The sequence below is a fragment of the Roseovarius arcticus genome (genome assembly GCF_006125015.1).
Taxonomy (GTDB): Bacteria; Pseudomonadota; Alphaproteobacteria; order Rhodobacterales; family Rhodobacteraceae; genus Roseovarius; species Roseovarius arcticus.
Genome location: NZ_SZZN01000001.1, coordinates 1089793 through 1110956 on the forward strand (window position 1 = coordinate 1089793; position 21164 = coordinate 1110956).

Sequence of the window (21164 nt, forward strand, 5' to 3'; positions counted from 1 at the left end):
GTTCTAAAAACAAGGCTGGACAGCAGAAACATGAGATCATCGAAGTCACGTTCGCGCAACAAGTCGAACAGAAATCGCCCCAATACGGTCGGCAATGTCGTGAACCGCGTGTTCGACAGCTCTGGCCCCGAGGGCAAAGTGCGCGGCACGCCGCAGCAGATCATCGAGAAATATAATCAGCTGGCACGTGATGCTCAGCTGTCGAATGATCGCGTCGCAACCGAGAATTTCCAGCAGCACGCTGAGCATTACCTGCGACTTTTGGGCGAAGCCCAGAAGGAGATGGACGCCAAGCGCGAGCAGCAGGAACGCGAAAACCGGGATCGCCAGGTCGACCGTGATCGTGCGCAGCAGAATGATGACCGCTCGCAGCAAGGCAACGGCGGCCATGACGCCGGGGGAAGCTCGCAGCCGGACGTTCAGGACACACACAGCCACAGCGAGGCCAGCACGCTGGTCGAAACGCCTGAGGGCGATTCCGCGCCCAAGCAGCGCACGCCGCGCAAACCGCGCCACAAGCCGCAACCTGAAGGCGAGACCCAAACTGGCGGTCCATCCGATAATGGCCCGCAAGACAGCCAACCTGAACAAGCCAAACCCCGTCCGCGCCGCCCGCGCAAGCCCAAGGCAGACCCGTCTCAGGCAGACCAGCAACAGACGGAGCGCAGCGAGGGCGATAACGGAAATAGCGAAACGGCGGCCGAGTAAGGACGCGCTGCATTGATGCTACGATTATTGCGCTTTTGATAATGTAGAAACCGGGTCGGGCAATATGCTTGCGCCCGGTTTTTTCATTTTTGCCTGTAAACGTGACGCCGGCACTGGTTCGGCCCGCGCTGACGCCCAGTCCGCCGCGTTGTTTATCAGCGACGATTCCGGCAAAAAAAAAGGCCGAGCGCTAGGCCCGGCCATAGTCCAACAGGGAGGTATGACGGTGGCGCCGTAGCGGCGCTCCCGTCAAGAGAGCAAATAAAGCCTCCGTTCGGACCGATCAAGTGAAATAAACAAATTCATCAGCATGGCCGCTATGCGCCCAATGCATAGCAGCCTGATATGCTACGTAATTATCTGTTCTTTCACGTTTTTTCTGTATGCAATGATCTCTTGTTGCACGAAGTCGCGGAAGGCCGCGATGCGCTGTGAATGACGCAATTCTTCGGGGTAGGCGAGGAAGACAGGTACCTCGACCGACTCAACCTCGGGTAGAACGCGAACAAGATTCGGAAAATCATACGTCAAATAGTCGGGGAGCACTCCGATTCCCAGATTATTAAGTACGCCTTGCAGCACGCCAAAGTAATTATTCACCGTAAGCAGCGACCAGATGTCGTTCGTCACCAACTCTTTGACCAGATAGGTGGCAGCACTGACCTGCGCAGAATTCACGTTCTGGCAAATCAGGCGGTGATCGCACAGATCGTCGACACTGGCGGGGGTGCCTCGCTGCGCAAGGTAATCTGGTGCCGCGTAAAGGCCCATATGAACGCCCATCAGCCGTTTGCGGATCAGGTCGGCTTGGCTGGGCTCTTTCATACGGATGGCCACGTCGGCCTCGCGCATGGGGAGATCCAGCACGCGCTCTTCCAGCATCAGGTCGATTTTCAGATCGGGATATTTCTCATATAGCTTGGCCAGACGCGGGGCGAGCCAGAGGGTACCGAACCCTATGGTCGTAGTTACGCGCAACTCGCCGAACACTTCGTCCTCGCTGTCGCGAATGCGGGCGGTGGCGGCATCCAGGCGTTTGATCATGGCGCGGGTCGCTTCGAACAACAACTCGCCTTGCTCGGTCAGGATCAGGCCGCGGGCGTGGCGGTGAAACAGCGTCGCGCTCAACGATTGCTCGAGCGAGCGGATCTGGCGCGACACGGCCGACTGCGACAGGTGCAGTAAATCGCCAGCATGGGTCAGGCTGCCGGCATCCGCGACGGCGTGAAAAATTCTAAGTTTGTCCCAATCCATGTAGGCGCGTCCAATTCATTGGTTTTATCCGTCCCTCATACCAAATAATCCGGCCCGCTGCATAGGAGCATCACGCGCGGCAGGAGTTTCATTGATGCGCACGTGCAGATCGGTGTGGCGCAGCGCGGGAAGCGTGACTAGAATCGCCGCAACGCGGCATATCCAATCGACAAGGGCAAAGCGCATGGCAGTAGGAATTTTCGACAGCGGATTGGGCGGTCTTACCGTGCTGGACGCGATCGTGGCCGGGCTGCCAGAACAGCCGCTAGTCTATCTGGGTGATAACGCGCATGCGCCCTACGGCGTGCGCACTGCGGATGACATCTATGCGTTGACGCAAGCGGGGGTCCAGCGACTGTGGGATCGAGGCTGCGATCTGGTGGTGCTGGCCTGCAACACTGCCTCTGCCGTTGCGCTGCGCCGAATGCAGGAGGCCGGCGTGCCGCGGGGCAAGCGCGTGTTGGGGGTGTTTGTACCGCTGATCGAGGCCCTGACCGAGAGGGAGTGGGGCGACAACTCTCCGCCGCGAGAGGTGGACGCGCGGCATGTGGCGCTATTTGCCACCCCTGCGACTGTGGCGAGCCGGGCGTTCCAGCGCGAACTGGCGTTTCGTGCCATCGGCGTTGACGTTGAGGCGCAGGCCTGCGGAGGCGTTGTCGACGCCATTGAGGAGGGTGACATGATCCTGGCAGAAGCGCTTGTGCGCAGCCATGTGGAGGCGCTGCGCCGCAAGATGCCACAGCCGCAAGCCGCCGTGCTGGGCTGCACGCATTATCCATTGTTGGAGGCTGTATTTCAGCAGGCTCTCGGGCCGAATGTGACAGTGCTGTCGCAGCCCTCGTTGGTGGCGCGCAGCCTCGCGCATTATCTGGCGCGCCATCCAGAGATGGCTGGCCAAGGGAGCGGCGTGGAATATGTGACCACAGGCGATCCTCTTCGCGTATCGGACCGCGCGACGCAATTTTTGCGGCGGCCGGTCCGATTTGCGGCTGTCTGATCGCAGAGAACTATCGTCGCATTGCCCGGCGCGCCGTGATGGCGTAGGAGTTTTTCAAATTTGTAAGGGACCAGTTCATGCATAATATCGCTATCCTTGGCGCCTCTGGCTATACCGGGGCCGAGTTGGTCCGCCTGATTGCGGTGCATCCTGATATGCGCATCGCTGCGCTGGCCGCCAATTCCAAGGCGGGGCAGAGCATGGCGAACGTGTTTCCCCATCTGCGCCATCTGGACCTGCCGGAGCTTGTGACCATTGACCAGATTGATTTCTCGGGCATCGATTTGTGTTTTTGCGCATTGCCGCACGCTACCAGTCAAGAGGTAATCGCGGGCCTGCCCAAAACGCTCAAGATCGTTGATTTGAGTGCTGATTTTCGCCTGCGCGATCCGGCAGCATATGAGAAATGGTATGGCAATCCGCATGCCGCACTCGAATGTCAGGCCGAGGCAATCTATGGCCTGACCGAATTTTACCGCCAGGATATCCGCTCGGCGCGGCTTGTGGCTGGGACAGGCTGCAATGCGGCGACGGGGCAATACGCCCTGCGGCCCTTGATCGCAGGCGGATTGATAGATCTGGATGATATCATCATTGACCTCAAGACGGGGGTCAGCGGTGCGGGCCGCAGTCTCAAGGAAAATCTACTCCACGCAGAGTTGAGCGAGGGCACACATGCCTATGGAGTCGGCGGTACGCACCGCCACTTGGCTGAGTTTGATCAAGAGTTCTCGGCCATTGCTGGCCGTCCGGTAAATGTGCAGTTCACGCCACATTTATTGCCTGCAAACAGGGGGATACTTGCCACAGTTTACGTAAAGGGTGAGGCAGATGCCATCCATGCTGCGCTGGCTTCGACCTACGCGGACGAGCCGTTCTTGCAAGTGCTGCCATTTGGCCAAGTGCCCAGCACGCGGCATATCAGGGGCAGTAATTTTTGTCATATTGGCGTCAGTGGTGATCGGATAGAGGGCCGCGCCATAGTGATCGCTGCGCTTGATAACCTGACAAAGGGGTCCAGCGGACAGGCCTTGCAGAACGCCAATCTGATGTTAGGTTTAGACGAGACGATGGCGCTTATGGCGCCGGCCGTCTTTCCCTGAAGAAAAACTTGAGGATCGCACCGCATGTCGATGAAATCGCTCAAAAAGACCCGGCGCGTGCAGATCATTGCAGTGGCTGCTACGGCGCTGGTTTTGTCCACCGCGTTGATCGGATATGCGATGCGCGACGGTATCAATCTCTTTCGTTCGCCCAGTCAAGTAATGGCCGAGCCGCCGATGCCCGGCGAGGTTTTTCGCATTGGGGGCCTTGTTGAGACGGGTAGCCTGATCCGCGGGGCGGGATCCGAAGTGCTGTTTTCCGTGACCGATGGCGGCGCCGCTGTGCCGGTGAGTTATGTAGGCGTGTTGCCCGATCTATTTGGCGAGGATCAGGGCATGGTCGGCCTCGGCACCTATGACGGCGAAACGTTTCGCGCAACCGAAATTCTGGCGAAGCACGACGAGTCCTACATGCCCAAAGAGGTCGTCGAGGCGCTGAAGGCGCAGGGCGTTTACCAGGCCCCGGACGCGCAGTAAGCGCGCCGTTAACCAAACATCCACCACATTTCGCACGAGGCGGGGAACAGGTCCCGGCCTGTGATGCGAAGGCGGTGGCATGATTGAAGTGCGCGAAATAGCTAGGCAGATCGTCGCCCGTGAGGGCGCCTATGTAAACGATCCCGATGATCCGGGAGGCGCCACCAAACATGGCGTGACGGTGCATACGATGCGCCGCCTTGGGCTGGATTTGAACGGCGATGGTGGCGTGGATGCAGCTGATGTGCGCCGCATCACCCCCGCGCAGGCCGAGGATATATTCATCAAACATTATTATAGCGATCCTGGCATTGGACGGTTGCCGCCAGCTCTGCGCGCCAGCGTGTTCGACATGTATGTCAATGCTGGTACTAACGCGGTCAAAATCCTTCAGCGGCTGCTGCGCCAAATGGGACAGAACGTAACTGTTGATGGCGTAATTGGCCCTCAGACCGCAGCAGCGGCCGATGTTGCGGCGCGTGTGGCGCCTGGCCATATCGGCGACGCCTACGCCATCGCGCGGCGCAATTACTACTTGCGCCTAGCTGATCGGCGACCGGCCAGTCGTAAGTTTGCCCGCACGCAAAAAGGCGGCAAGGGCGGCTGGATCATCCGCGCCGAGGAGTTCATGACCCCGCGCTATCACCTAAGCCGCGAGGAATTTGCCGAAAGGGTCGCCAAATGGGGGTGATGAGCAAACTATTGACGCTGCTTTTTGGTAGCGGGCGCAACGTGGTCGCGCAGACAGCAGAAGTTTTCCGAGAAAATGCCGAGGCTGGCGCAAGCCGCCGAACAGCAGAGAGGGGCGCTGCGCTTGATCAATTTGGTGAGGAATTTAGCGCAGGCCAAACCGGGTGGTTTGACCGGATGATGGACGGGGTGAACCGCCTGCCGCGCCCGGCGCTGGCGCTGGGAACGCTAGGCCTGTTCATCGCGGCGATGGTCGATCCGGTGTGGTTTGCCGCTCGGATGCAGGGCATTGCGTTGGTGCCCGAGCCGCTGTGGTGGCTGCTGGGCGTGATCGTGTCGTTTTACTTTGGCGCGCGTCACCAGTTTAAGGGCCAAGCGTACCGAACGACCATCGCGCAGGCTGTCGCAAGCGCGCCTCAGATCGCGCGCAGCATTGAGGCGCTAGAGGGGGCGCACCCGACGTCCGCCGATGAGCAGGGCCCTGCCGCGCCCAAGCAGCCCGCAGCCAGCGAGGCAAACCCCGCGCTGAGCGCGTGGCGCGAGCAGGAACGCTAGAGCCGCGACAATCTGAAACGTCGCGCGCGTCATTTGCAGTTGGTGGCGCGCGCTGAGGACGGTTATAGATGGGGTATGATTACAGAACTTGGCCATTTCGCCCTTATCCTCGCCCTCTTGCTTGCCTGCGTGCAAGCCACCGTTCCGCTGATCGGCGCGCACAAGCGCTGGACCGGCTGGATGGCCGTTGGTGATACCGCCGCGGGTTTGCAATTTTTGATGGTCGCGCTGGCTTTTGCCGCGCTGATGCATGCCTTCATCACGTCCGATTTCTCGTTGCGGCTGGTCACACTGAACAGCCACTCGGCCAAGCCAATGCTTTACAAAATCACCGGTGTCTGGGGCAATCACGAAGGCTCCATGCTGCTTTGGGTGCTGATTGTCGCTTTATTCGGGGCCTGTGCCGCATGGTTCGGGGGCAATCTGCCGCCCGGTTTGCGGGCGAGGGTCCTCGCAGTGCAGGGTATGATCGGAGTGGCGTTCCTTGCCTTTATCCTTTTCACGTCGAATCCGTTCCTACGCCTCGCTATGCCTCCGTTGGACGGGCAGGATCTAAACCCGTTATTGCAAGATCCGGGTCTCGCGTTTCATCCACCATTTCTCTACCTCGGCTACGTTGGCCTATCGATGACGTTCAGTTTTGCCATCGCGGCGCTGATCGAAGGCCGCGTTGATGCCGCATGGGGGCGCTGGGTGCGGCCCTATACGCTGGCCGCTTGGATATTCTTGACGATCGGCATCGCGATGGGCAGTTGGTGGGCTTATTACGAGCTGGGCTGGGGCGGTTTTTGGTTTTGGGACCCGGTGGAAAATGCCAGCTTCATGCCTTGGCTAATCGCCGCCGCATTGTTGCATTCCGCCATCGTCGTGGAAAAGCGCGAAAGCCTGAAAAGCTGGACTATCCTGCTGGCGATCATCGCGTTCGGATTCTCCATGATCGGCGCGTTCATCACACGATCGGGCGTTCTGACTTCGGTGCATGCGTTTGCCAATGATCCCGAGCGTGGGATGTTCCTGTTGGGGATCACCGCGCTCTTTATGATGGGTGGGCTGACAATGTTCGCGGCGCGCGCGGGGTCCATGCAGGCGCGCGGCGTCTTCTCACTTGCTAGCCGCGAATCGATGTTGGTGGCCAATAACGTGCTGCTGGGTGTTTCGGCATTCGTCGTATTTTTCGGCACGATTTGGCCCTTGGTCGCCGAATTGTTCTTTGATCGCAAGCTGTCGGTCGGCGCGCCTTTCTTTGATATGGCATTCACGCCCTTCATGATCGCGCTGGGGGCTGCGCTGCCTATCGGGGCGATGATGCCCTGGAAACGTGGCCAGCTTCGCCGCGTGCTGAGGCAACTGGTGCCTGCCATGGTGCTCGCGATTGCTGTGCTAGGTCTTGTCTGGTCGATACAGTCGGGCCGCAGCATGATGGGGCCGGTTGGACTTGGGCTGGGCACGTGGCTTGTCGTCGGTGCGATGCTCGATATCTGGTCGCGCACTGGCATGCGCGGCGATGTGTCCACCCGCGCGGCCCGTCTGCTACGCCTACCGCGCGCCGACTGGGGCAAAGCGACGGCCCATGCTGGCCTTGGCGTGACCATCGCAGGCATCGCCGGTTTGTTAGCATGGGAGGCCGAGGATATTCGCGTGCTGAATGTCGGCGAAAGCTTTGGTCTAGCGGGTTATACTATCACATTGCAGGACGTGCGGCGCAGCGAAGGGCCTAACTATATCGCCACTATTGCCGATATGCGTCTGTCAAAAAATGGAACCACGATCAACGTGCTGCAGCCGGAAAAGCGCTATTACCCTGTGGCTGAAATGCCGACAACGGAGGCGGCCATCGACAACGGATTTTTCCGTGACGTCTATGTCGTGATCGGCGATCCGCAGGATAACGGCGGCTGGGCTGTGCGGACCTACTATAAACCTCTGGCCAATTGGGTCTGGGGCGGCGCCATCCTGATGGCTTTGGGCGGCGCGCTGTCGCTGAGTGATCGGCGATACCGTGTAGCGGCTGGCGCGCGTAAGGCCGCGCCCGGCGGTGTGCCCGCAGAATGAAGCGCCTTGCCCTCATCCTCGCGCTGATCGGAAGCCCTCTTTTTGCGGTGCAGCCTGATGAGGTGCTGAACGATCCTGCGCTGGAGGCGCGGGCGCGGGAATTGTCCACGGGCCTGCGCTGCCTTGTCTGCCGGAATGAGAATATTGACGCCTCAAACGCGCCGCTTGCGCGCGACCTACGGCTTCTGTTGCGCGCGCGGCTTGTCGCGGGCGACAGCGACGGTGAAGCAGTTGATTTTATCGTCGACCGATATGGCGAATATGTCTTGCTTCAACCTCGCGCGACCGGAAGCACTTGGATGCTGTGGCTGGCGGGGCCGCTGATGTTACTGCTGGCCGCTGCGGTTGCGCTAATTTATATCCGGCGGCGCGGGCAGGCCGGGCCCGAAGAGGACCGGCTGAGCGATGCCGAGGCCGCGCGCCTACGCGATATTTTAGACGGGCAATAGACCGATGAAGGCCTACTCTACCATCACGATGGGCATTAAGGACGATATCGCTCTGCTAACTTTGAACCGGCCGGATAAGTTGAACGCACTTAATGCGCAGATGCGGGCCGAAATTACTGACGCCTGTGGGTTTGCTGGTCGCCATGCGCGGGTGCTGGTTTTGACTGGTAGTGGCCGCGCGTTTTGCGCAGGGCAGGATCTGAGCGATGCTGGCAATGCCGCCAGCTTGGATCTGGAGCGTGTGCTGCGCGACGAATACGTGCCGATGCTGCACGCGATTTCCGAGTGCCCTATTCCGACGATCGCCGCTGTTAATGGTGCGGCCGCGGGGGCCGGGGCTAATCTAGCGCTGGCGGCTGACGTCGTGATCGCGTCGCACACTGCCTATTTCACCCAAGCGTTCACTCGGATCGGCCTGATGCCAGACGCGGGCGGCACCTACTGGTTGCCCCGCCAGATGGGCGCGGCCAAGGCGATGGGCGCTGCCCTTTTTGCCGAACGGATCACTGCGGAGGATGCCGCCGCCTGGGGTATGATCTGGGAGGCTGTTCCAGATATGGAATTCGATTCCAAATGGCGCGCCCGTGCCGCGCATCTGGCAAGCGGCCCAACCGAGGCCTATCGCAACCTGAAATCAGCCCTGCGCGCTAGCTGGGGCAATGGAGAGAGCGCGCAGCTAGATCTTGAGGCTAAGTTGCAAGGTGCATGCGGCCAGACTCGCGACTTTAAGGAAGGGGTGGTGGCATTTCTGGACAAGCGCAAGCCGTTCTTTGAGGGACGTTGAACCAGAGGGTTTCGTATTACGAGGGTTTGCCCCAGACATTCGCCGCAGATATGACAAAGGCGCAACCGTTCTGGCTGCGCCTTTTTTCATTTTCGGTAAAACCGCTGGTTAACGCTTCTCGATATCCACGTAATCGCGGAACTCCGCACCGACATAAAGCTGGCGTGGGCGTCCAATCTTGAGCTGTGGATCGGCGATCATTTCCTTCCACTGGGAAATCCAGCCGACGGTGCGCGAGACGGCAAAGATCGCGGTAAACATCGACGTGGGAAAGCCCATCGCCTCAAGAATGATGCCTGAGTAGAAATCAACGTTTGGAAACAGCTTCTTCTCCGCAAAGTAGGGATCGGCAAGCGCCTGCTTTTCCAACTCCTTGGCGACCTGCAGGGTCGGATTGCCTTCAATACCCATCAGGTCCAGAACCTCGTCTGCGGACTGTTTCATGACCTTGGCGCGGGGATCGAAATTCTTGTAAACACGGTGGCCGAAACCCATCAGGCGGAAGGGATCGTCCTTATCCTTGGCGCGGGCGATAAACTCGGGAATGCGGTCGACTGTGCCAATCTCGCGCAGCATTTCGAGAGCGGCCTGATTGGCGCCGCCATGCGCAGGGCCCCAAAGGCAGGCGATGCCTGCTGCAATGCATGCAAATGGGTTTGCGCCCGATGACGACGCAAGCCGCACGGTCGAGGTCGAGGCGTTCTGCTCATGATCGGCGTGGAGCGTGAAAATGCGGTCCATCGCGCGGCTGAGGATTGGATTCACCTCATAATCTTCGGCGGGAACGGCAAAGCACATGCGCAGGAAATTCGACGCATAGTCGATGTCGTTGCGCGGATAAACAAACGGCTGGCCGATCGTGTATTTGTACGCCATCGCCGCAATCGTTGGCATTTTTGCGATCATGCGAACCGACGCGACCTCACGCTGCCACGGATCGTTGATGTCGGTACTGTCGTGATAGAACGCGCTAAGCGCGCCCACGACACCCACCATGATCGCCATCGGGGGCGCATCACGGCGGAAACCACGGAACAGGAACTGCATTTGCTCATGCAGCATCGTGTGGTTGGTCACCCGTGCCTCAAAATCCTCAAGCTGCACAGCAGATGGCAGCTCACCATAAAGCAGCAAGTAGCAGACCTCTAGGTAGTGAGATTTCTCTGCCAACTGGTCGATGGGATAACCGCGGTGCAGCAACTCACCTTTTTCGCCGTCGATAAATGTGATCGTGCTGTCGCAGCTCGCTGTTGAGGTAAAACCGGGGTCATATGTAAACACATGCGCCTGAGCGTATAGTTTACGGATATCAATCACATCCGGACCTAGCGTCGGCGTGTGGATCGGCAGCTCGTACTCGTTGCCGTCGATGGTCAGCTTAGCGGTCTTTTTGTCGTCGGCCATGCGGCTCTCTCCTTGTTGCAGCCGGTGCACCGCGTGTCCGGTTTCGGCTGAATACGTCATCGGCCCTTCAGGTTTATTAATTCCTGCTTTGGCCTGCATCACCAAGACGTGCCAGCGTTTCGGCCTGTCCCAAGACCAGCATCATATCAAAAACGCTGGGCGTTGCGCTTCGTCCGGCGAGGGCGGCCCGCAGAGGGCCTGCCATCTTGCCGAACTTGATATCGCGCGCTTCGGCAAAATCGTTCATCAACGCCTCGATGCCTGTCCGGTTCCAAGTAGCATCTCGCAGGTGCGGCGTCAAATCACGCAGCATGGCGCGGGCAGGATCGTCCAACTGGGCGGCGGCCTTTTCATCCGGTTCGATAGGTCTATTTGCCAAGAGAAATTCAGCCTTATCAAGCAGATCTATGAATGTGCGCGCGCGCTCTTTGAGGTGCGGCATCGCATCCAGCATCATCGCTTCCTTTTCGGGGGATAGCGGTGGCTGCGCAGTGACGGCCATGAAATCCTTTAGTTCATGCAGCAGTGCAGCATCATCTGATGCCGCCATGTGTTGTCCGCAAATATTCTCAAGCTTCTTAAAATCAAAACGCGCGGCCGACTTGCCGATTCCGTCCAGGTCAAACCACTTCTGCGCCTCCGCATCCGAGAAGAATTCGGCGTCCCCATGGCTCCACCCGAGACGGGCGAGATAGTTTCGCATGCCCGCAGCCGGATATCCCATCTGGCGATACTCCCGCGTTCCCAGCGCGCCATGCCGCTTGCTCAGTTTTTTCCCATCGGGGCCGTGGATCAGCGGGATATGGGCATAGACGGGCAGGGGCCAATCCATCGCGCGATAGATCATCATTTGGCGCGCCGCGTTGTTCAGATGGTCATCGCCGCGAATGACGTGGGTGACGCCCATGTCATGATCATCCACAGCAACAGCCAGCATATAAACCGGCGTTCCGTCAGACCGCAGTAGCACCATATCATCCAACTGGTCATTGCGGATGGTCACGTCGCCTTGCACGGCATCCTCGATCACTGTGGCGCCGTCCAGAGGTGCCTTGATGCGAATAACGTGGGGCAGGTCCGGATGAGTCGCGGCGTCTGCGTCCCGCCACGGGCTACGATAAAGCGTCGAGCGACCCTCGGCCTTTGCGGCGTCGCGGAATTCCTGAATTTCCTCCTGCGTAGCAAAGCATTTATAGGCCAGCCCGGCGTCCAGCATCTGGCGCGCGACCTCGGCATGGCGCGGCGCGCGCTCGAATTGGCTGACAACCTCGCCGTCGTGATCGAGGCCCATCCACTCCATCCCGTCAAGGATCGCCTGGGTCGCATCGGGCGTAGATCTGGCGCGGTCCGTATCCTCGATCCGCAGCAGAAAAGTGCCGCCGCGACCACGCGCGAAAAGCCAATTGAACAGGGCCGTGCGTGCCCCACCGATATGCAGATAACCAGTGGGCGAGGGGGCGAAACGGGTCACGACCTTTTGGGACATGGGGCGCATTAACCTTTCGGTAACGATGTGGGGGCTAGGTTTGGCAACTGTTTATCGGCCCATGGAAGGGGTGACAAGTGGCGGCACTCTGGGGGCGGCTCGCGGAGGTATTGCTGCTTCAGCGCGGTCACCTGATCGGCTGGGCGCCCGTTTGCATGGGCGGCGGGCATCGCGATCTACTTTGCGCTACCGCAAGAGCCGCTTTGGTGGGGCTATGCGGCTGCCATAGCGGCGCTTGTCTTCTGCGTTTAGCTGGCGCGCCTCCTTGGGCCTGCGTTGTCGCCACTCGCGGTGGGGGCCGGACTGATCGCGCTGGGGCTGCTTCTGGCTGGCGCGCGGGCGAATAGCGTATCGGGGCCCGTGATGGGCTGGCGATACTATGGCCCGGTCGAGGGGCGCGTGATCGGCATCGACCGCTCAGCGTCGGATGCCGCGCGCGTGACGCTGGACCAAGTGCGCCTGCCGGGCGTCCGTCCCACCCGAACGCCGGACCGCGTGCGACTGTCACTCCATTCGGATTTGGCGGGCGCTGTCCCGCGTCCCGGCCTGCGGATGGGGGCGACCGGGCATCTGTCGCCGCCGTCCGGCCCGGTTGAGCCGGGTGGTTTCGATTTTCAGCGCCATGCATGGTTTCAGGGGCTGGGTGCAGTCGGATACACGCGCGTGCCGCTTGTGGCGCTCGCCGCGCCTGACGGTGGCCAGTTGATGTTTCGCATTCGCATGGCCCTGTCGGCGCGGGTTCAGGCCGCGCTGCCGGGCGAGACGGGCGCCTTTGCGGCCGCGATCATGACCGGCGATAGATCGGGAATGGGGCAGGACACACTCACCGCGCTGCGTGTGTCGAACTTGGCGCATTTGCTTGCTATATCGGGCTTGCACATGGGCCTCTTGACCGCGTTCGTTTTTGCCGCGCTGCGCTATGGGCTGGCGCTGATCCCGTATGTCGCGCTGCGCGCCCCGGTCAAGCAAGTTGCAGCCGCAGCAGCGCTGCCGGTGGCGGCGTTCTACCTGGCCTTGTCAGGCGGAAGCATTGCGACTGAGCGAGCGTTCATCATGGTCGCCGTCATGCTCGTCGCGGTGATGCTGAATCGGCGCGCACTTAGCTTGCGAGCCGTTGCGCTGGCCGCGCTGATTGTGCTGGTCCTCAGGCCGGAGGCGCTGATGGGGCCAGGTTTTCAGATGTCGTTTTCCGCGACGACTGCATTGATCGCGATTTTTGGCTGGCTCCAGCATGATGCGATGCCTCGCGGGCCACGCTGGCTGCGCCCAGTGCTGGCGGTAGTTATGTCGTCTCTTGTTGCGGGATTGGCGACGGCGCCGTTCGCGGCAGCGCATTTTAATCAGATCGCGCATTATGGCCTTATCGCCAACTTGTCGTCCGTGCCGCTGATGGGGGTGCTGGTGATGCCAGCTGCCGTCGTTTCGGTCTGCTTGCTGCCATTCGGGCTGGAGGGGGTGGGTCTTTGGGTCATGGGGCTGGCGCTGGACTGGATCTTGGGCGTTGCCCATTGGATCGCGGCGCAGGACGGCGCACGTGGAATGATTGCCAGCCCCGGCCCGTGGGTTCTGCCGCTGATTGCTGTCGGGGCGTTGACCCTGATCCTTTGGCAGGGCCGCACCCGCGCGATAGGCGTTCTGCCCCTTTTGCTGGCGGGGTTCCTGTGGGCGGGGGCCGTCCGGCCCAACATTCTGATTTCCGACACCGGCGGCCTTGTTGGTATTATGACACCAGAGGGCCGCGCCCTCAGCTCGCCGCGCGGTGATGGTTTTGCCGCAAGGAATTGGCTGGAAAACGACGGCGATCCAGCCACCCAAGAAGAGGCGGCAGCGCGTTGGCCAGCCGCACAGCTCAGCCTTGGGGCCGTCACGATCCGGGCGTTCCGAGGCAAGCGCGCTGTCGCGGCATTGACGCAGTGCGCGGCTGGCGACTGGATCGTCACAAACGCCGAGTTGCCTGAAGAATTAGATGATGCTGAATGTATTATAATCGGACCGCGCGAACTGCGCGAGACAGGATCGATGGCGCTGAGCAAACGCGCAGGTGGCCCTCAGATCGATACAGCGCGCGGCATCGCTGGGGCGCGGCTTTGGAACATGCGCCGCGAGAGGCGCGGCGCATTCCAATCTCAGTAGGTTCGGATCAGACCGACGAGGCGGCCCTGCACTTTTACTTTGTCATCGGGCAAAATCCGCGTCTCGTATGCCGGGTTCGCGGCCTCCAGAGCAATTGCTCCACCGCGCCGAAAGAACCGCTTGAGGGTCGCTTCCTGATCCTCGACCAGCGCCACGACGATATCACCATTCTCGGCGGTCGACGTCTCGCGGATCACGACGACATCGCCATCATTGATCCCCGCGTCAATCATCGAATCGCCCTTAACTTCCAGCGCGTAATGCTCGCCCGCACCGGCAATCATTGAGCCCGGCACTGCTACGTTGTGCGACGCGTTCTGAATAGCCTCAATCGGGACGCCTGCCGCGATGCGGCCCATAACGGGTATCTCGTGCGCATCAATGGCGGACACGGGCAGCGCATTGGCCGGGGGCGGGACGTCGGGCATGTCGCCGTCAATCACGCGCGGAGCAAAGCCATGCATCGCGGTACCGCCCAGCGATTCAGGGAGCTTTACGATTTCCAGCGCGCGGGCACGGTGCGCCAGACGCCGAATGAACCCTCGCTCTTCGAGCGCGGTAATCAACCGATGGATGCCCGATTTCGAACGGAGATCCAGAGCATCCTTCATTTCATCAAAGCTGGGCGGGACGCCATCGCGCTGCACCCGTTGATTGATGTATTTCAGCAGATCGAGCTGCTTTTTAGTCAGCATAGCGTCCGTCCCTCCGGCCTATTTTTATCTTATTTTGTTCTATGCATGTTCTCGTTTTGTGTCAAGCGCGGCCGTAGCTATCTCTGTCCGACAGTTGCCCGGTTACAACGTCATGACGCGTGCGTTGCTTCCGCTAGCTCTAGCGGGTTCGTGCGCCGGGCGGATCAATAGCGCGTTGGAGCGCGTCAAAACACTGAGAAGGGCGCTGTCTTGCGAGGTCGCGGGCGTGACGATGCCGGCCTCTAGGTGCGCGCGCATGTAATGCGCGCGAGGTCCGTTTGCGGGCAGATCCACACCCAGCGTGGCCGCGAAGGACGGCGTCGGGGAATTGCCCAATCCCAGCATCGCACGCAACATCGGCAAGATGAATACGTGGCCGCAAACCATTGCAGAAACGGGATTTCCCGGTAATCCCACCATCACAGCCTGGCCGAGTTTGCCCGCCATCAGTGGCTTGCCAGGGCGCATCGCGATTTTATAAAATGAACGCAGGAGTCCGAGGTCCTGCGCAACCCTGCCGACCAGGTCGTGATCGCCGACGGACGCGCCACCCACTGTCAGAATAAGGTCCGCATCCCTAGCCAGCGCGAACGCCGTCTTAAGCGACGCCACATGATCGCGCGCGACCGGCAGGAGGCGCGCCGTTCCGCCATGAGCCTCAATCAACGCAGCAAGGCCGAACGTGTTCGATGCGATGATCTGGCCGGGGCCCGGCACTTCGCCGGGCAGGGCAAGCTCGTCGCCCGTTGCGATGATTGCGACGCTTGGTCTACGCGAGACGGGCACCTGCGCGATATTCATGGCGGCAAGCAGCGCAATGTCATGGGGGCCAATCAGACGCGGCGCTTCCATCATGTCACCTGCGCGAAAATCTGCCCCGGCGGGTCTCACATGAGGGCCAGCATCTAGCGATTCTTCCAGTGTGATCACAGATCCAGTGCGGATCGTATCCTCTTGAATTACAACGCGATCTGCACTAATCGGCAGCGGGGCACCAGTGAAAATGCGAAGCGCCTGACCGGGTGCCAGCGTCCCTTCCCAATGATGGCCTGCGGCCGCCTCGCCGACGACGTCAAAACGCGCGCCTGCTGATGCATCCGATCCGCGTAAGGCGTAGCCGTCCATGGCCGATGCGGCGAATGGTGGTTGGTCGCGGGTGGCCGATACGGGCCGGGCCAAGACCCTGCCAGCCGCAGCGCGTAGCGGCACCATCTCAGCCTGCAAGGGCTGAGCAAGTTCAAAGAGTTTTGACAGGGCGTCTTCAACCGTGATCATAGCACCGATGCCTCCTCAAACAGCAAGACATTCACTCTGCCTCGTAAAGACCTGATTTTCCGCCATCCTTTAGTATGACGCGAAGCCCTCCGATTTGCATCGCCCGGTCAACCGCCTTGGCCATGTCATAGACCGTCAATGCCGCAATGCTGGCGGCGGTCAAAGCCTCCATCTCGACCCCAGTTTGGCCGGTCGTTTTAACCGTCGCCTCAATCTGCAGACCGGGAAGATCAGGGTCGAGGGTCAGATCGACGCTCGCCTTGGCGATGGGCAACGGATGACAAAGCGGGATAAGGTCAGCCGTACGCTTTGCCCCCATAATCCCAGCGAGCCGCGCTACAGCGATCACGTCGCCCTTTTTAGCGCGGCCTTCTGCAATGATATCAAATGTTTCACGCGCCATCTTGATGTGGCAGGCGGCAGTGGCAACGCGAGCTGTCACCGCCTTGGCCGACACGTCGACCATATGTGCGTTGCCCTTGTCGTCAAAGTGCGTGAGGCCAGCCATCTACATGCCGCCGGCTGTCAGCGGACTGGCCAGCATATTGCGCGTTGCGCTGGCCACGTCATCCGCGCGCATCAGCGTTTCGCCAATAAGGAAGCATCGCGCGCCATAACGGGCGATGTCGGCCAGATCCTGCGGCGTCTCCAATCCGCTTTCGCAGATGATGATCCGGTCCTCTGGCACATAACGCGCCAAGGTGCGCGAGGTGTCCAATGACGTCTCAAACGTGTTCAAGTCGCGATTGTTGATACCGATCAGCTGCGACTTCAGCGCTTCGGCCCGCTTTAGCTCGTCTGCGTTATGCACCTCGATGATCGCGTCCATGCCCCATGTCTCTGCGGTCTGTTCCAGCACGGCGGCCTCGCCATCGGTGAGGCTGGCCATGATGATGAGGATGCAGTCAGCACCCAAGCTGCGCGCCTCGATCACCTGATAGGGGTCGTACATGAAATCCTTGCGCAGCACAGGCAGGTTGCAGGCAGCGCGCGCTAGGGTGAGAAACTCTTTGGCCCCTTGAAAACTGGGCGTGTCAGTCAGCACTGAAAGGCATGCCGCGCCGCCATCCTCATAGGCGCGCGCCAGCGCTTCGGGGTCGAAATCGGCGCGGATCAGGCCCTTGGATGGACTCGCCTTTTTGATCTCGGCGATCAGGCCGTAGCCGTTGATCGACGCCTGCAGCAACGCGTCCTTGAAGGGGCGCACAGCAGGCGCGGCGCGCGCGAGATCTTCCATCGCCTCAATAGGCGTTTCGGCCTTCGTCGCCGCAATCTCATCCAGTTTGTAGGCTTTGATCTTTTCCAGAATAGTCGGTGTGCTCATGTCGTCTCCGATGTAATCTTAGCCAGCGTTTCTAAACACTTGCGCGCCGCTCCGCTGTCGATGCTGGCGGCGGCCTGCGCGGCGCCCTCGTGCAGATCGCCAGCGTGACCGGCCACCACCAGCGCGGCGGCAGAATTCAGCAGCACAGCATCGCGGTAGGCGCCGGGCGCGCCGTCCAGCAGGGTGCGAAAGGCGGCAGCGTTGTGTTGCGGCGTGCCGCCCAGGATATCCTCGAACGGGTGAAGGGGCAGGCCAGCCTCTTCGGGGTGCAGCTCAAACTCGGTGATGCTGCCATCCTCGTTCAAGGCTGCGACCCACGATGACCCGCTAATTGCCAACTCGTCTGTTCCATCGCTGCCGTGGACCAGCCACGCGCGCGTTGATCCCAGCTGCCCCAGAGTTTCCGCCATGGGGCGGATCAGATCGCGTGTAAAGGCACCTGTTAGTTGGCGTTTTACGCCGGCAGGATTCGTGAGCGGCCCCAGGATATTGAAGATAGTGCGCGTCCCCAGCTCGGCCCGGACGGGGCCGACATGGGCCATGGCCGGGTGGTGCATGGGCGCCATCATAAAGGCGATTCCTGCCTCTTTTAGCGCCTTTTCAACAAGTTCTGGGCCGATCATCACGTTGACGCCCATCTGCGCCAGCGCATCCGCCGCGCCTGATTTCGAGCTGAGATTGCGATTGCCATGCTTGGCCACGCAGACGCCTGCACCTGCCACGACAAAGGCCGCGGCGGTGGAAATGTTAAGTGTACCTTTGCCGTCGCCCCCAGTGCCGACGATGTCAATCGCGCCCTCGGGCGCGCGCACTTTGTGGCATTTGGAAATCATAACAGCGGCAGCGGCGGCGTATTCATCCACCGTCTCGCCGCGCGTCCGCAGCGCCATCAGAAAGCCGCCAATCTGGCTAGGCGTCGCTTCGCCTTCAAAGAGGATGGCGAATGCGGCCTCCGCCTGGTCCCGCGTCAGCGGGCCGTTTGCGGCAGCGTTAATCAGGGGTTTTAAAGCGTCACTCATGCCGGGGTCTTCAATGTGTCTAGGAAATTCTTGAGCAGGGCGTGACCATGTTGCGATGCGATGGATTCGGGGTGAAACTGTACGCCCTCAATGGGAAGTTCGCGGTGGCGCAGGCCCATAATGGTGCCGTCCTCAAGATGAGCGGTCACCTCAAGGCAGTCCGGCAGGCTGGACCGCTCGACCACAAGCGAATGATAGCGGGTGGCCTCAAACGGCGAAGGTAGCCCAGCAAAGACGCCGCGCCCCTCGTGATACATCTGTCCCATCTTGCCATGCACGATCTCGGAATGTCGCACGACGCGCCCGCCAAAGGCCTGTCCGATGGCCTGATGTCCAAGGCACACACCCAGTAGCGGGATACCCGCCTTAGCCGCTGCAAGCGTCAGGTCCAGGCAGATGCCGGCCTGATCGGGATCGCAGGGGCCGGGCGACAGCAGGATACCGGCAGGATTCAGCGCTAGGGCGGCGGCCACGTCCAACGCATCATTGCGCTTGACCACCACATCGGCCCCCAACTCGCCGACGTAATGCACCAGATTATAGGTGAAACTATCGTAATTATCGATGAGCAGCAGCATCATGCCTGTTCCGTGTTGGATATGCCCCACCCGCGCTGGGAACCCCATCATAGGGGTGGAGGCCGGGGGGCTGGTCGCGATATACTTGTTCAGGCTTGGCCTCTAGGGTCAAGGGGCCGGTGGCAGTAAACGCTACGGTTTGAGCAAGCGATAACAGGAGGGCACGGCATGGCGGGCGGATTTTTGTCGGGACTGGTAATCGGTGCGGTCGTATCCGGCGCGGCATTGTCCGCAGTGTCGGTGGCCACGGGGACCGGGACGGCGCGTCCCAGCGCACCAGTGGCCGCTGCGCTGGAGGTGCCGGCCGGCTCGGAGTTCAACCAATCGCTTAACGACACTGCCGCGCGTTTGCCGCAGGCTGATGGCGTGCCTGGCTTCTCTGCCGAGGCGCCGCAAGTGGGCGCCGCCGCGCCTGACGACTTGGCTGCCGTCGCTGGTGAGAATACGCAGCCCTCTGATCGGCCACAGCCGGGCGGGGTCGATGCCGATCTGAGCGCGCCCCAGATCGTCGACGAGTCCAGCGGAATGGCTGAAGGTGGCATGGACGGCGCCGCGCCCGAAGTGGACACACAGACCGCAATGACAGATTCCAGTGCCGGGACGACTATCTCTGCCGATCCTGCGCAGCCCAGTCTGCCTGATGTCGAAAGCGGCGCGGGTATGTCGACGAACGCCGTATCTGCACGCGCACCAGAAGCCACAGAAAGCTCGGGAATGCCGGAGGCGGATAGCGCCGCGCCGACTGCGCCCGCTGATGAGATGCAAGAGCCCGATCAGGCGGTGCTTGGCCGCACGAACGGCGATGTTGTAGACAAGATCGAAACCGGGCGCCTGCCATCCATCGGAGCCGAGGAGCCTGCCGATACGCCTGATACTACCCAAGAGGGTTTACCTCAGCTCGACCTTAATATCAGCTCCGACTCGGCCCCGGCAATCGTGGCACATGCCGAGTCTTTCGCCAATTCCGAAGGCAAGCCATTGATGGCGATCATTCTGATCGACGATGGCAGCAGTCCAATCCGCCTTGATGCGCTGGACGCGTTTCCCTATCCGCTTACCTTTGCCGTTGACGCCGCGAAACCCGGCGCGCAGGAGGCGATGGAGCGCTACCGCGACGCGGGCTTTGAGGTTTTGGCAATAGCCAACTTGCCCGAAGGCGCGGATGCACGCGATACCGAAACGGTCATGCAAACGGTCTTTGCGGCGGTCCCCGAGGCAGTGGGCGTGCTGGAGGGAACGGGGACCGGCCTTCAGATCAGCCGCGATGCAAGCGAGCAACTGGCCCCGATCCTGCTGGAGACAGGTCATGGGCTGGTCGTATTTTCCAAAGGCTTGGAGACCGCGCCCAAGCTGATTGCCCGCGAAGGGGTACCGGTAGGCACAGTATTTCGCGATTTCGACAGCGAAGGGCAAAGCGCGACGGTCATTCGCCGATTTCTGGATCAGGCGGCATTCAAGGCCGGCCGCGACGCGGGCGGCGTGATCATGCTGGGCCGTTTGCGCGCCGATACGATCAGCGCGCTGCTGCTATGGGGATTGCAAGACCGCGCCAACCGCGTGGCGCTGGCACCGATTTCAGCAGTGCTGACAGCCGAAAAATAAGCCTTTCGCCCGTGGCTAAGCCTCGCGCCAGTCCCCCGGTGCGAGGCCGTCTAGCGACCATTCCCCGATGCGCCAGCGCACGAGGCGCAAGGTCGGGTGGCCAACATGCGCCGTCATCCGGCGCACCTGGCGATTGCGGCCCTCGGTGATGGTCAGCTCAAGCCACGTATCCGGCACTGATTTGCGATAGCGGATAGGTGGGACGCGCGGCCAGAGGTCTGGCGCATTTATGCGACGCGCAGTGGCGGGCCGCGTCGGGCCGTCCTTTAGCGTGACGCCTGACGCCAGAGCCGCGAGGGCGTTGTCGACAGGCACACCTTCGACCTGCACCAGATAAGTCTTGGGTTTATTGAATTTAGGGTCGGCGATGCGCGCTTGTAGCTTGCCGTCATCCGTCAGGATCAACAGGCCCTCACTGTCGCGGTCCAGCCGCCCGGCGGGATAGACGCGGGGCAAGTCGATGTGATGCGCGAGGGTGGGGCGACCGCTGCCCTCATCGGTGAATTGCGAGAGTACGCCAAAGGGTTTGTTAAAGAGGATCAGACGCGCCATGAGGGGCAAGTCTCCCTGATAATCTGC

General features: G+C 60.8%; 21 protein-coding genes. 11 read left to right on the forward strand and 10 right to left on the reverse strand.

Features of this window, described 5'->3' with window-relative positions:
- Positions 1-30: 30 nt before the first annotated feature.
- Positions 31-708 (forward strand): DUF4167 domain-containing protein, encoded by a 678-nt coding sequence (locus tag MK6180000_RS05210; RefSeq protein ID WP_138933770.1) that lies wholly within the window; start codon positions 31-33, stop codon positions 706-708.
- Positions 709-1056: 348 nt separating this feature from the next.
- On the opposite strand, the gene MK6180000_RS05215 is transcribed toward MK6180000_RS05210, so the two are convergent.
- On the reverse strand, positions 1057-1962 hold the full coding sequence (locus tag MK6180000_RS05215; RefSeq protein WP_138933771.1) for a LysR family transcriptional regulator: 906 nt from the start codon (positions 1960-1962) through the stop codon (positions 1057-1059).
- A gap of 184 nt (positions 1963-2146) precedes the next feature.
- On the opposite strand from MK6180000_RS05215, the gene MK6180000_RS05220 reads away from it, so the two are divergent.
- The 8 genes from MK6180000_RS05220 (at position 2147) to MK6180000_RS05255 (ending at position 9069) form a co-directional block, all read left to right on the forward strand.
- Complete coding sequence (locus MK6180000_RS05220) at positions 2147-2959, forward strand: glutamate racemase (RefSeq protein WP_138933772.1); 813 nt, start codon at positions 2147-2149, stop codon at positions 2957-2959.
- A gap of 77 nt (positions 2960-3036) precedes the next feature.
- Positions 3037-4062 (forward strand): N-acetyl-gamma-glutamyl-phosphate reductase, encoded by a 1026-nt coding sequence (gene argC / locus MK6180000_RS05225; RefSeq protein WP_138933773.1) that lies wholly within the window; start codon positions 3037-3039, stop codon positions 4060-4062.
- Between the two features lie 30 nt (positions 4063-4092).
- The gene (gene ccmE / locus MK6180000_RS05230) at positions 4093-4539 is read left to right on the forward strand and encodes a cytochrome c maturation protein CcmE (RefSeq protein WP_171054709.1); all 447 of its coding nucleotides are present in this window, start codon (positions 4093-4095) and stop codon (positions 4537-4539) included.
- A gap of 79 nt (positions 4540-4618) precedes the next feature.
- Positions 4619-5230: a holin-associated N-acetylmuramidase gene (locus MK6180000_RS05235; protein WP_138933775.1), complete on the forward strand. Its 612-nt coding sequence runs from the start codon at positions 4619-4621 to the stop codon at positions 5228-5230.
- Positions 5221-5784 carry a holin family protein gene (locus MK6180000_RS05240; protein ID WP_138933776.1) on the forward strand — a complete coding sequence of 188 codons (564 nt, stop codon included), beginning with the start codon at positions 5221-5223 and terminating at the stop codon, positions 5782-5784. Before MK6180000_RS05235 ends, MK6180000_RS05240 begins: the two co-directional genes overlap by 10 nt.
- 75 nt (positions 5785-5859) lie before the next feature.
- Positions 5860-7836 carry a heme lyase CcmF/NrfE family subunit gene (locus MK6180000_RS05245; RefSeq protein ID WP_138933777.1) on the forward strand — a complete coding sequence of 659 codons (1977 nt, stop codon included), beginning with the start codon at positions 5860-5862 and terminating at the stop codon, positions 7834-7836.
- Positions 7833-8285 carry a cytochrome c-type biogenesis protein gene (locus MK6180000_RS05250; RefSeq protein ID WP_138933778.1) on the forward strand — a complete coding sequence of 151 codons (453 nt, stop codon included), beginning with the start codon at positions 7833-7835 and terminating at the stop codon, positions 8283-8285. Before MK6180000_RS05245 ends, MK6180000_RS05250 begins: the two co-directional genes overlap by 4 nt.
- 4 nt (positions 8286-8289) lie before the next feature.
- Entirely contained in the window at positions 8290-9069 is a 780-nt protein-coding gene (locus MK6180000_RS05255; RefSeq protein ID WP_138933779.1) for an enoyl-CoA hydratase-related protein, read from the forward strand.
- A 108-nt stretch (positions 9070-9177) separates the two neighbouring features.
- Here the strand turns inward: MK6180000_RS05255 and gltA are convergent, their stop codons facing one another.
- Together gltA and gltX are read right to left on the reverse strand one after the other, a co-directional pair.
- The gene (gltA, locus tag MK6180000_RS05260) at positions 9178-10473 is read right to left on the reverse strand and encodes a citrate synthase (protein WP_138933780.1); all 1296 of its coding nucleotides are present in this window, start codon (positions 10471-10473) and stop codon (positions 9178-9180) included.
- A gap of 76 nt (positions 10474-10549) precedes the next feature.
- Entirely contained in the window at positions 10550-11959 is a 1410-nt protein-coding gene (gene gltX, locus MK6180000_RS05265) for a glutamate--tRNA ligase (protein WP_138933781.1), read from the reverse strand.
- Positions 11960-12235: 276 nt separating this feature from the next.
- Between gltX and MK6180000_RS05270 the strand changes: the two genes are divergently transcribed.
- The gene (locus tag MK6180000_RS05270) at positions 12236-14092 is read left to right on the forward strand and encodes a ComEC/Rec2 family competence protein (RefSeq protein WP_342777703.1); all 1857 of its coding nucleotides are present in this window, start codon (positions 12236-12238) and stop codon (positions 14090-14092) included.
- On the opposite strand, the gene lexA is transcribed toward MK6180000_RS05270, so the two are convergent.
- From lexA to MK6180000_RS05300, 6 genes are all read right to left on the reverse strand, one after another.
- Entirely contained in the window at positions 14086-14787 is a 702-nt protein-coding gene (lexA, locus tag MK6180000_RS05275) for a transcriptional repressor LexA (protein ID WP_138933782.1), read from the reverse strand. The genes MK6180000_RS05270 and lexA overlap by 7 nt on opposite strands.
- Before the next feature lie 102 nt (positions 14788-14889).
- Positions 14890-16062: a molybdopterin molybdotransferase MoeA gene (locus tag MK6180000_RS05280; RefSeq protein WP_138933783.1), complete on the reverse strand. Its 1173-nt coding sequence runs from the start codon at positions 16060-16062 to the stop codon at positions 14890-14892.
- A 31-nt stretch (positions 16063-16093) separates the two neighbouring features.
- The gene (moaC, locus tag MK6180000_RS05285; protein ID WP_138933784.1) at positions 16094-16570 is read right to left on the reverse strand and encodes a cyclic pyranopterin monophosphate synthase MoaC; all 477 of its coding nucleotides are present in this window, start codon (positions 16568-16570) and stop codon (positions 16094-16096) included.
- Positions 16571-17386 (reverse strand): indole-3-glycerol phosphate synthase TrpC, encoded by an 816-nt coding sequence (trpC, locus tag MK6180000_RS05290; protein ID WP_138933785.1) that lies wholly within the window; start codon positions 17384-17386, stop codon positions 16571-16573.
- Entirely contained in the window at positions 17383-18405 is a 1023-nt protein-coding gene (gene trpD, locus MK6180000_RS05295; RefSeq protein ID WP_138933786.1) for an anthranilate phosphoribosyltransferase, read from the reverse strand. The genes trpC and trpD overlap by 4 nt, the downstream gene beginning before the upstream one ends.
- Complete coding sequence (locus MK6180000_RS05300; RefSeq protein ID WP_138936355.1) at positions 18402-18983, reverse strand: anthranilate synthase component II; 582 nt, start codon at positions 18981-18983, stop codon at positions 18402-18404. The genes trpD and MK6180000_RS05300 overlap by 4 nt, the downstream gene beginning before the upstream one ends.
- Positions 18984-19151: 168 nt before the next feature.
- On the opposite strand from MK6180000_RS05300, the gene MK6180000_RS05305 reads away from it, so the two are divergent.
- The gene (locus MK6180000_RS05305; RefSeq protein WP_246040437.1) at positions 19152-20585 is read left to right on the forward strand and encodes a divergent polysaccharide deacteylase family protein; all 1434 of its coding nucleotides are present in this window, start codon (positions 19152-19154) and stop codon (positions 20583-20585) included.
- 15 nt (positions 20586-20600) lie between these two features.
- On the opposite strand, the gene MK6180000_RS05310 is transcribed toward MK6180000_RS05305, so the two are convergent.
- Positions 20601-21137, reverse strand: a complete 537-nt coding sequence (locus MK6180000_RS05310; RefSeq protein WP_138933787.1) for a pseudouridine synthase — start codon at positions 21135-21137, stop codon at positions 20601-20603.
- Between the last annotated feature and the right edge of the window lie 27 nt (positions 21138-21164).

What these genes read in the sequence shown, in the direction of transcription:
- MK6180000_RS05305 (WP_246040437.1), top strand. Translation starts at nt 19,152, where the DNA reads ATGGCGGGCGGATTTTTGTCGGGACTGGTAATCGGTGCGGTCGTATCC.
- MK6180000_RS05240 (WP_138933776.1), top strand. Translation starts at nt 5,221, where the DNA reads ATGGGGGTGATGAGCAAACTATTGACGCTGCTTTTTGGTAGCGGGCGC.
- MK6180000_RS05255 (WP_138933779.1), top strand. Translation starts at nt 8,290, where the DNA reads ATGAAGGCCTACTCTACCATCACGATGGGCATTAAGGACGATATCGCT.
- MK6180000_RS05220 (WP_138933772.1), top strand. Translation starts at nt 2,147, where the DNA reads ATGGCAGTAGGAATTTTCGACAGCGGATTGGGCGGTCTTACCGTGCTG.
- MK6180000_RS05245 (WP_138933777.1), top strand. Translation starts at nt 5,860, where the DNA reads ATGATTACAGAACTTGGCCATTTCGCCCTTATCCTCGCCCTCTTGCTT.
- argC (WP_138933773.1), top strand. Translation starts at nt 3,037, where the DNA reads ATGCATAATATCGCTATCCTTGGCGCCTCTGGCTATACCGGGGCCGAG.
- MK6180000_RS05215 (WP_138933771.1), bottom strand. Translation starts at nt 1,962, where the DNA reads ATGGATTGGGACAAACTTAGAATTTTTCACGCCGTCGCGGATGCCGGC.
- gltX (WP_138933781.1), bottom strand. Translation starts at nt 11,959, where the DNA reads ATGTCCCAAAAGGTCGTGACCCGTTTCGCCCCCTCGCCCACTGGTTAT.
- MK6180000_RS05300 (WP_138936355.1), bottom strand. Translation starts at nt 18,983, where the DNA reads ATGCTGCTGCTCATCGATAATTACGATAGTTTCACCTATAATCTGGTG.
- MK6180000_RS05310 (WP_138933787.1), bottom strand. Translation starts at nt 21,137, where the DNA reads ATGGCGCGTCTGATCCTCTTTAACAAACCCTTTGGCGTACTCTCGCAA.
- ccmE (WP_171054709.1), top strand. Translation starts at nt 4,093, where the DNA reads ATGAAATCGCTCAAAAAGACCCGGCGCGTGCAGATCATTGCAGTGGCT.
- MK6180000_RS05210 (WP_138933770.1), top strand. Translation starts at nt 31, where the DNA reads ATGAGATCATCGAAGTCACGTTCGCGCAACAAGTCGAACAGAAATCGC.
- trpD (WP_138933786.1), bottom strand. Translation starts at nt 18,405, where the DNA reads ATGAGTGACGCTTTAAAACCCCTGATTAACGCTGCCGCAAACGGCCCG.
- gltA (WP_138933780.1), bottom strand. Translation starts at nt 10,473, where the DNA reads ATGGCCGACGACAAAAAGACCGCTAAGCTGACCATCGACGGCAACGAG.
- lexA (WP_138933782.1), bottom strand. Translation starts at nt 14,787, where the DNA reads ATGCTGACTAAAAAGCAGCTCGATCTGCTGAAATACATCAATCAACGG.
- MK6180000_RS05235 (WP_138933775.1), top strand. Translation starts at nt 4,619, where the DNA reads ATGATTGAAGTGCGCGAAATAGCTAGGCAGATCGTCGCCCGTGAGGGC.
- moaC (WP_138933784.1), bottom strand. Translation starts at nt 16,570, where the DNA reads ATGGCTGGCCTCACGCACTTTGACGACAAGGGCAACGCACATATGGTC.
- MK6180000_RS05250 (WP_138933778.1), top strand. Translation starts at nt 7,833, where the DNA reads ATGAAGCGCCTTGCCCTCATCCTCGCGCTGATCGGAAGCCCTCTTTTT.
- trpC (WP_138933785.1), bottom strand. Translation starts at nt 17,386, where the DNA reads ATGAGCACACCGACTATTCTGGAAAAGATCAAAGCCTACAAACTGGAT.
- MK6180000_RS05280 (WP_138933783.1), bottom strand. Translation starts at nt 16,062, where the DNA reads ATGATCACGGTTGAAGACGCCCTGTCAAAACTCTTTGAACTTGCTCAG.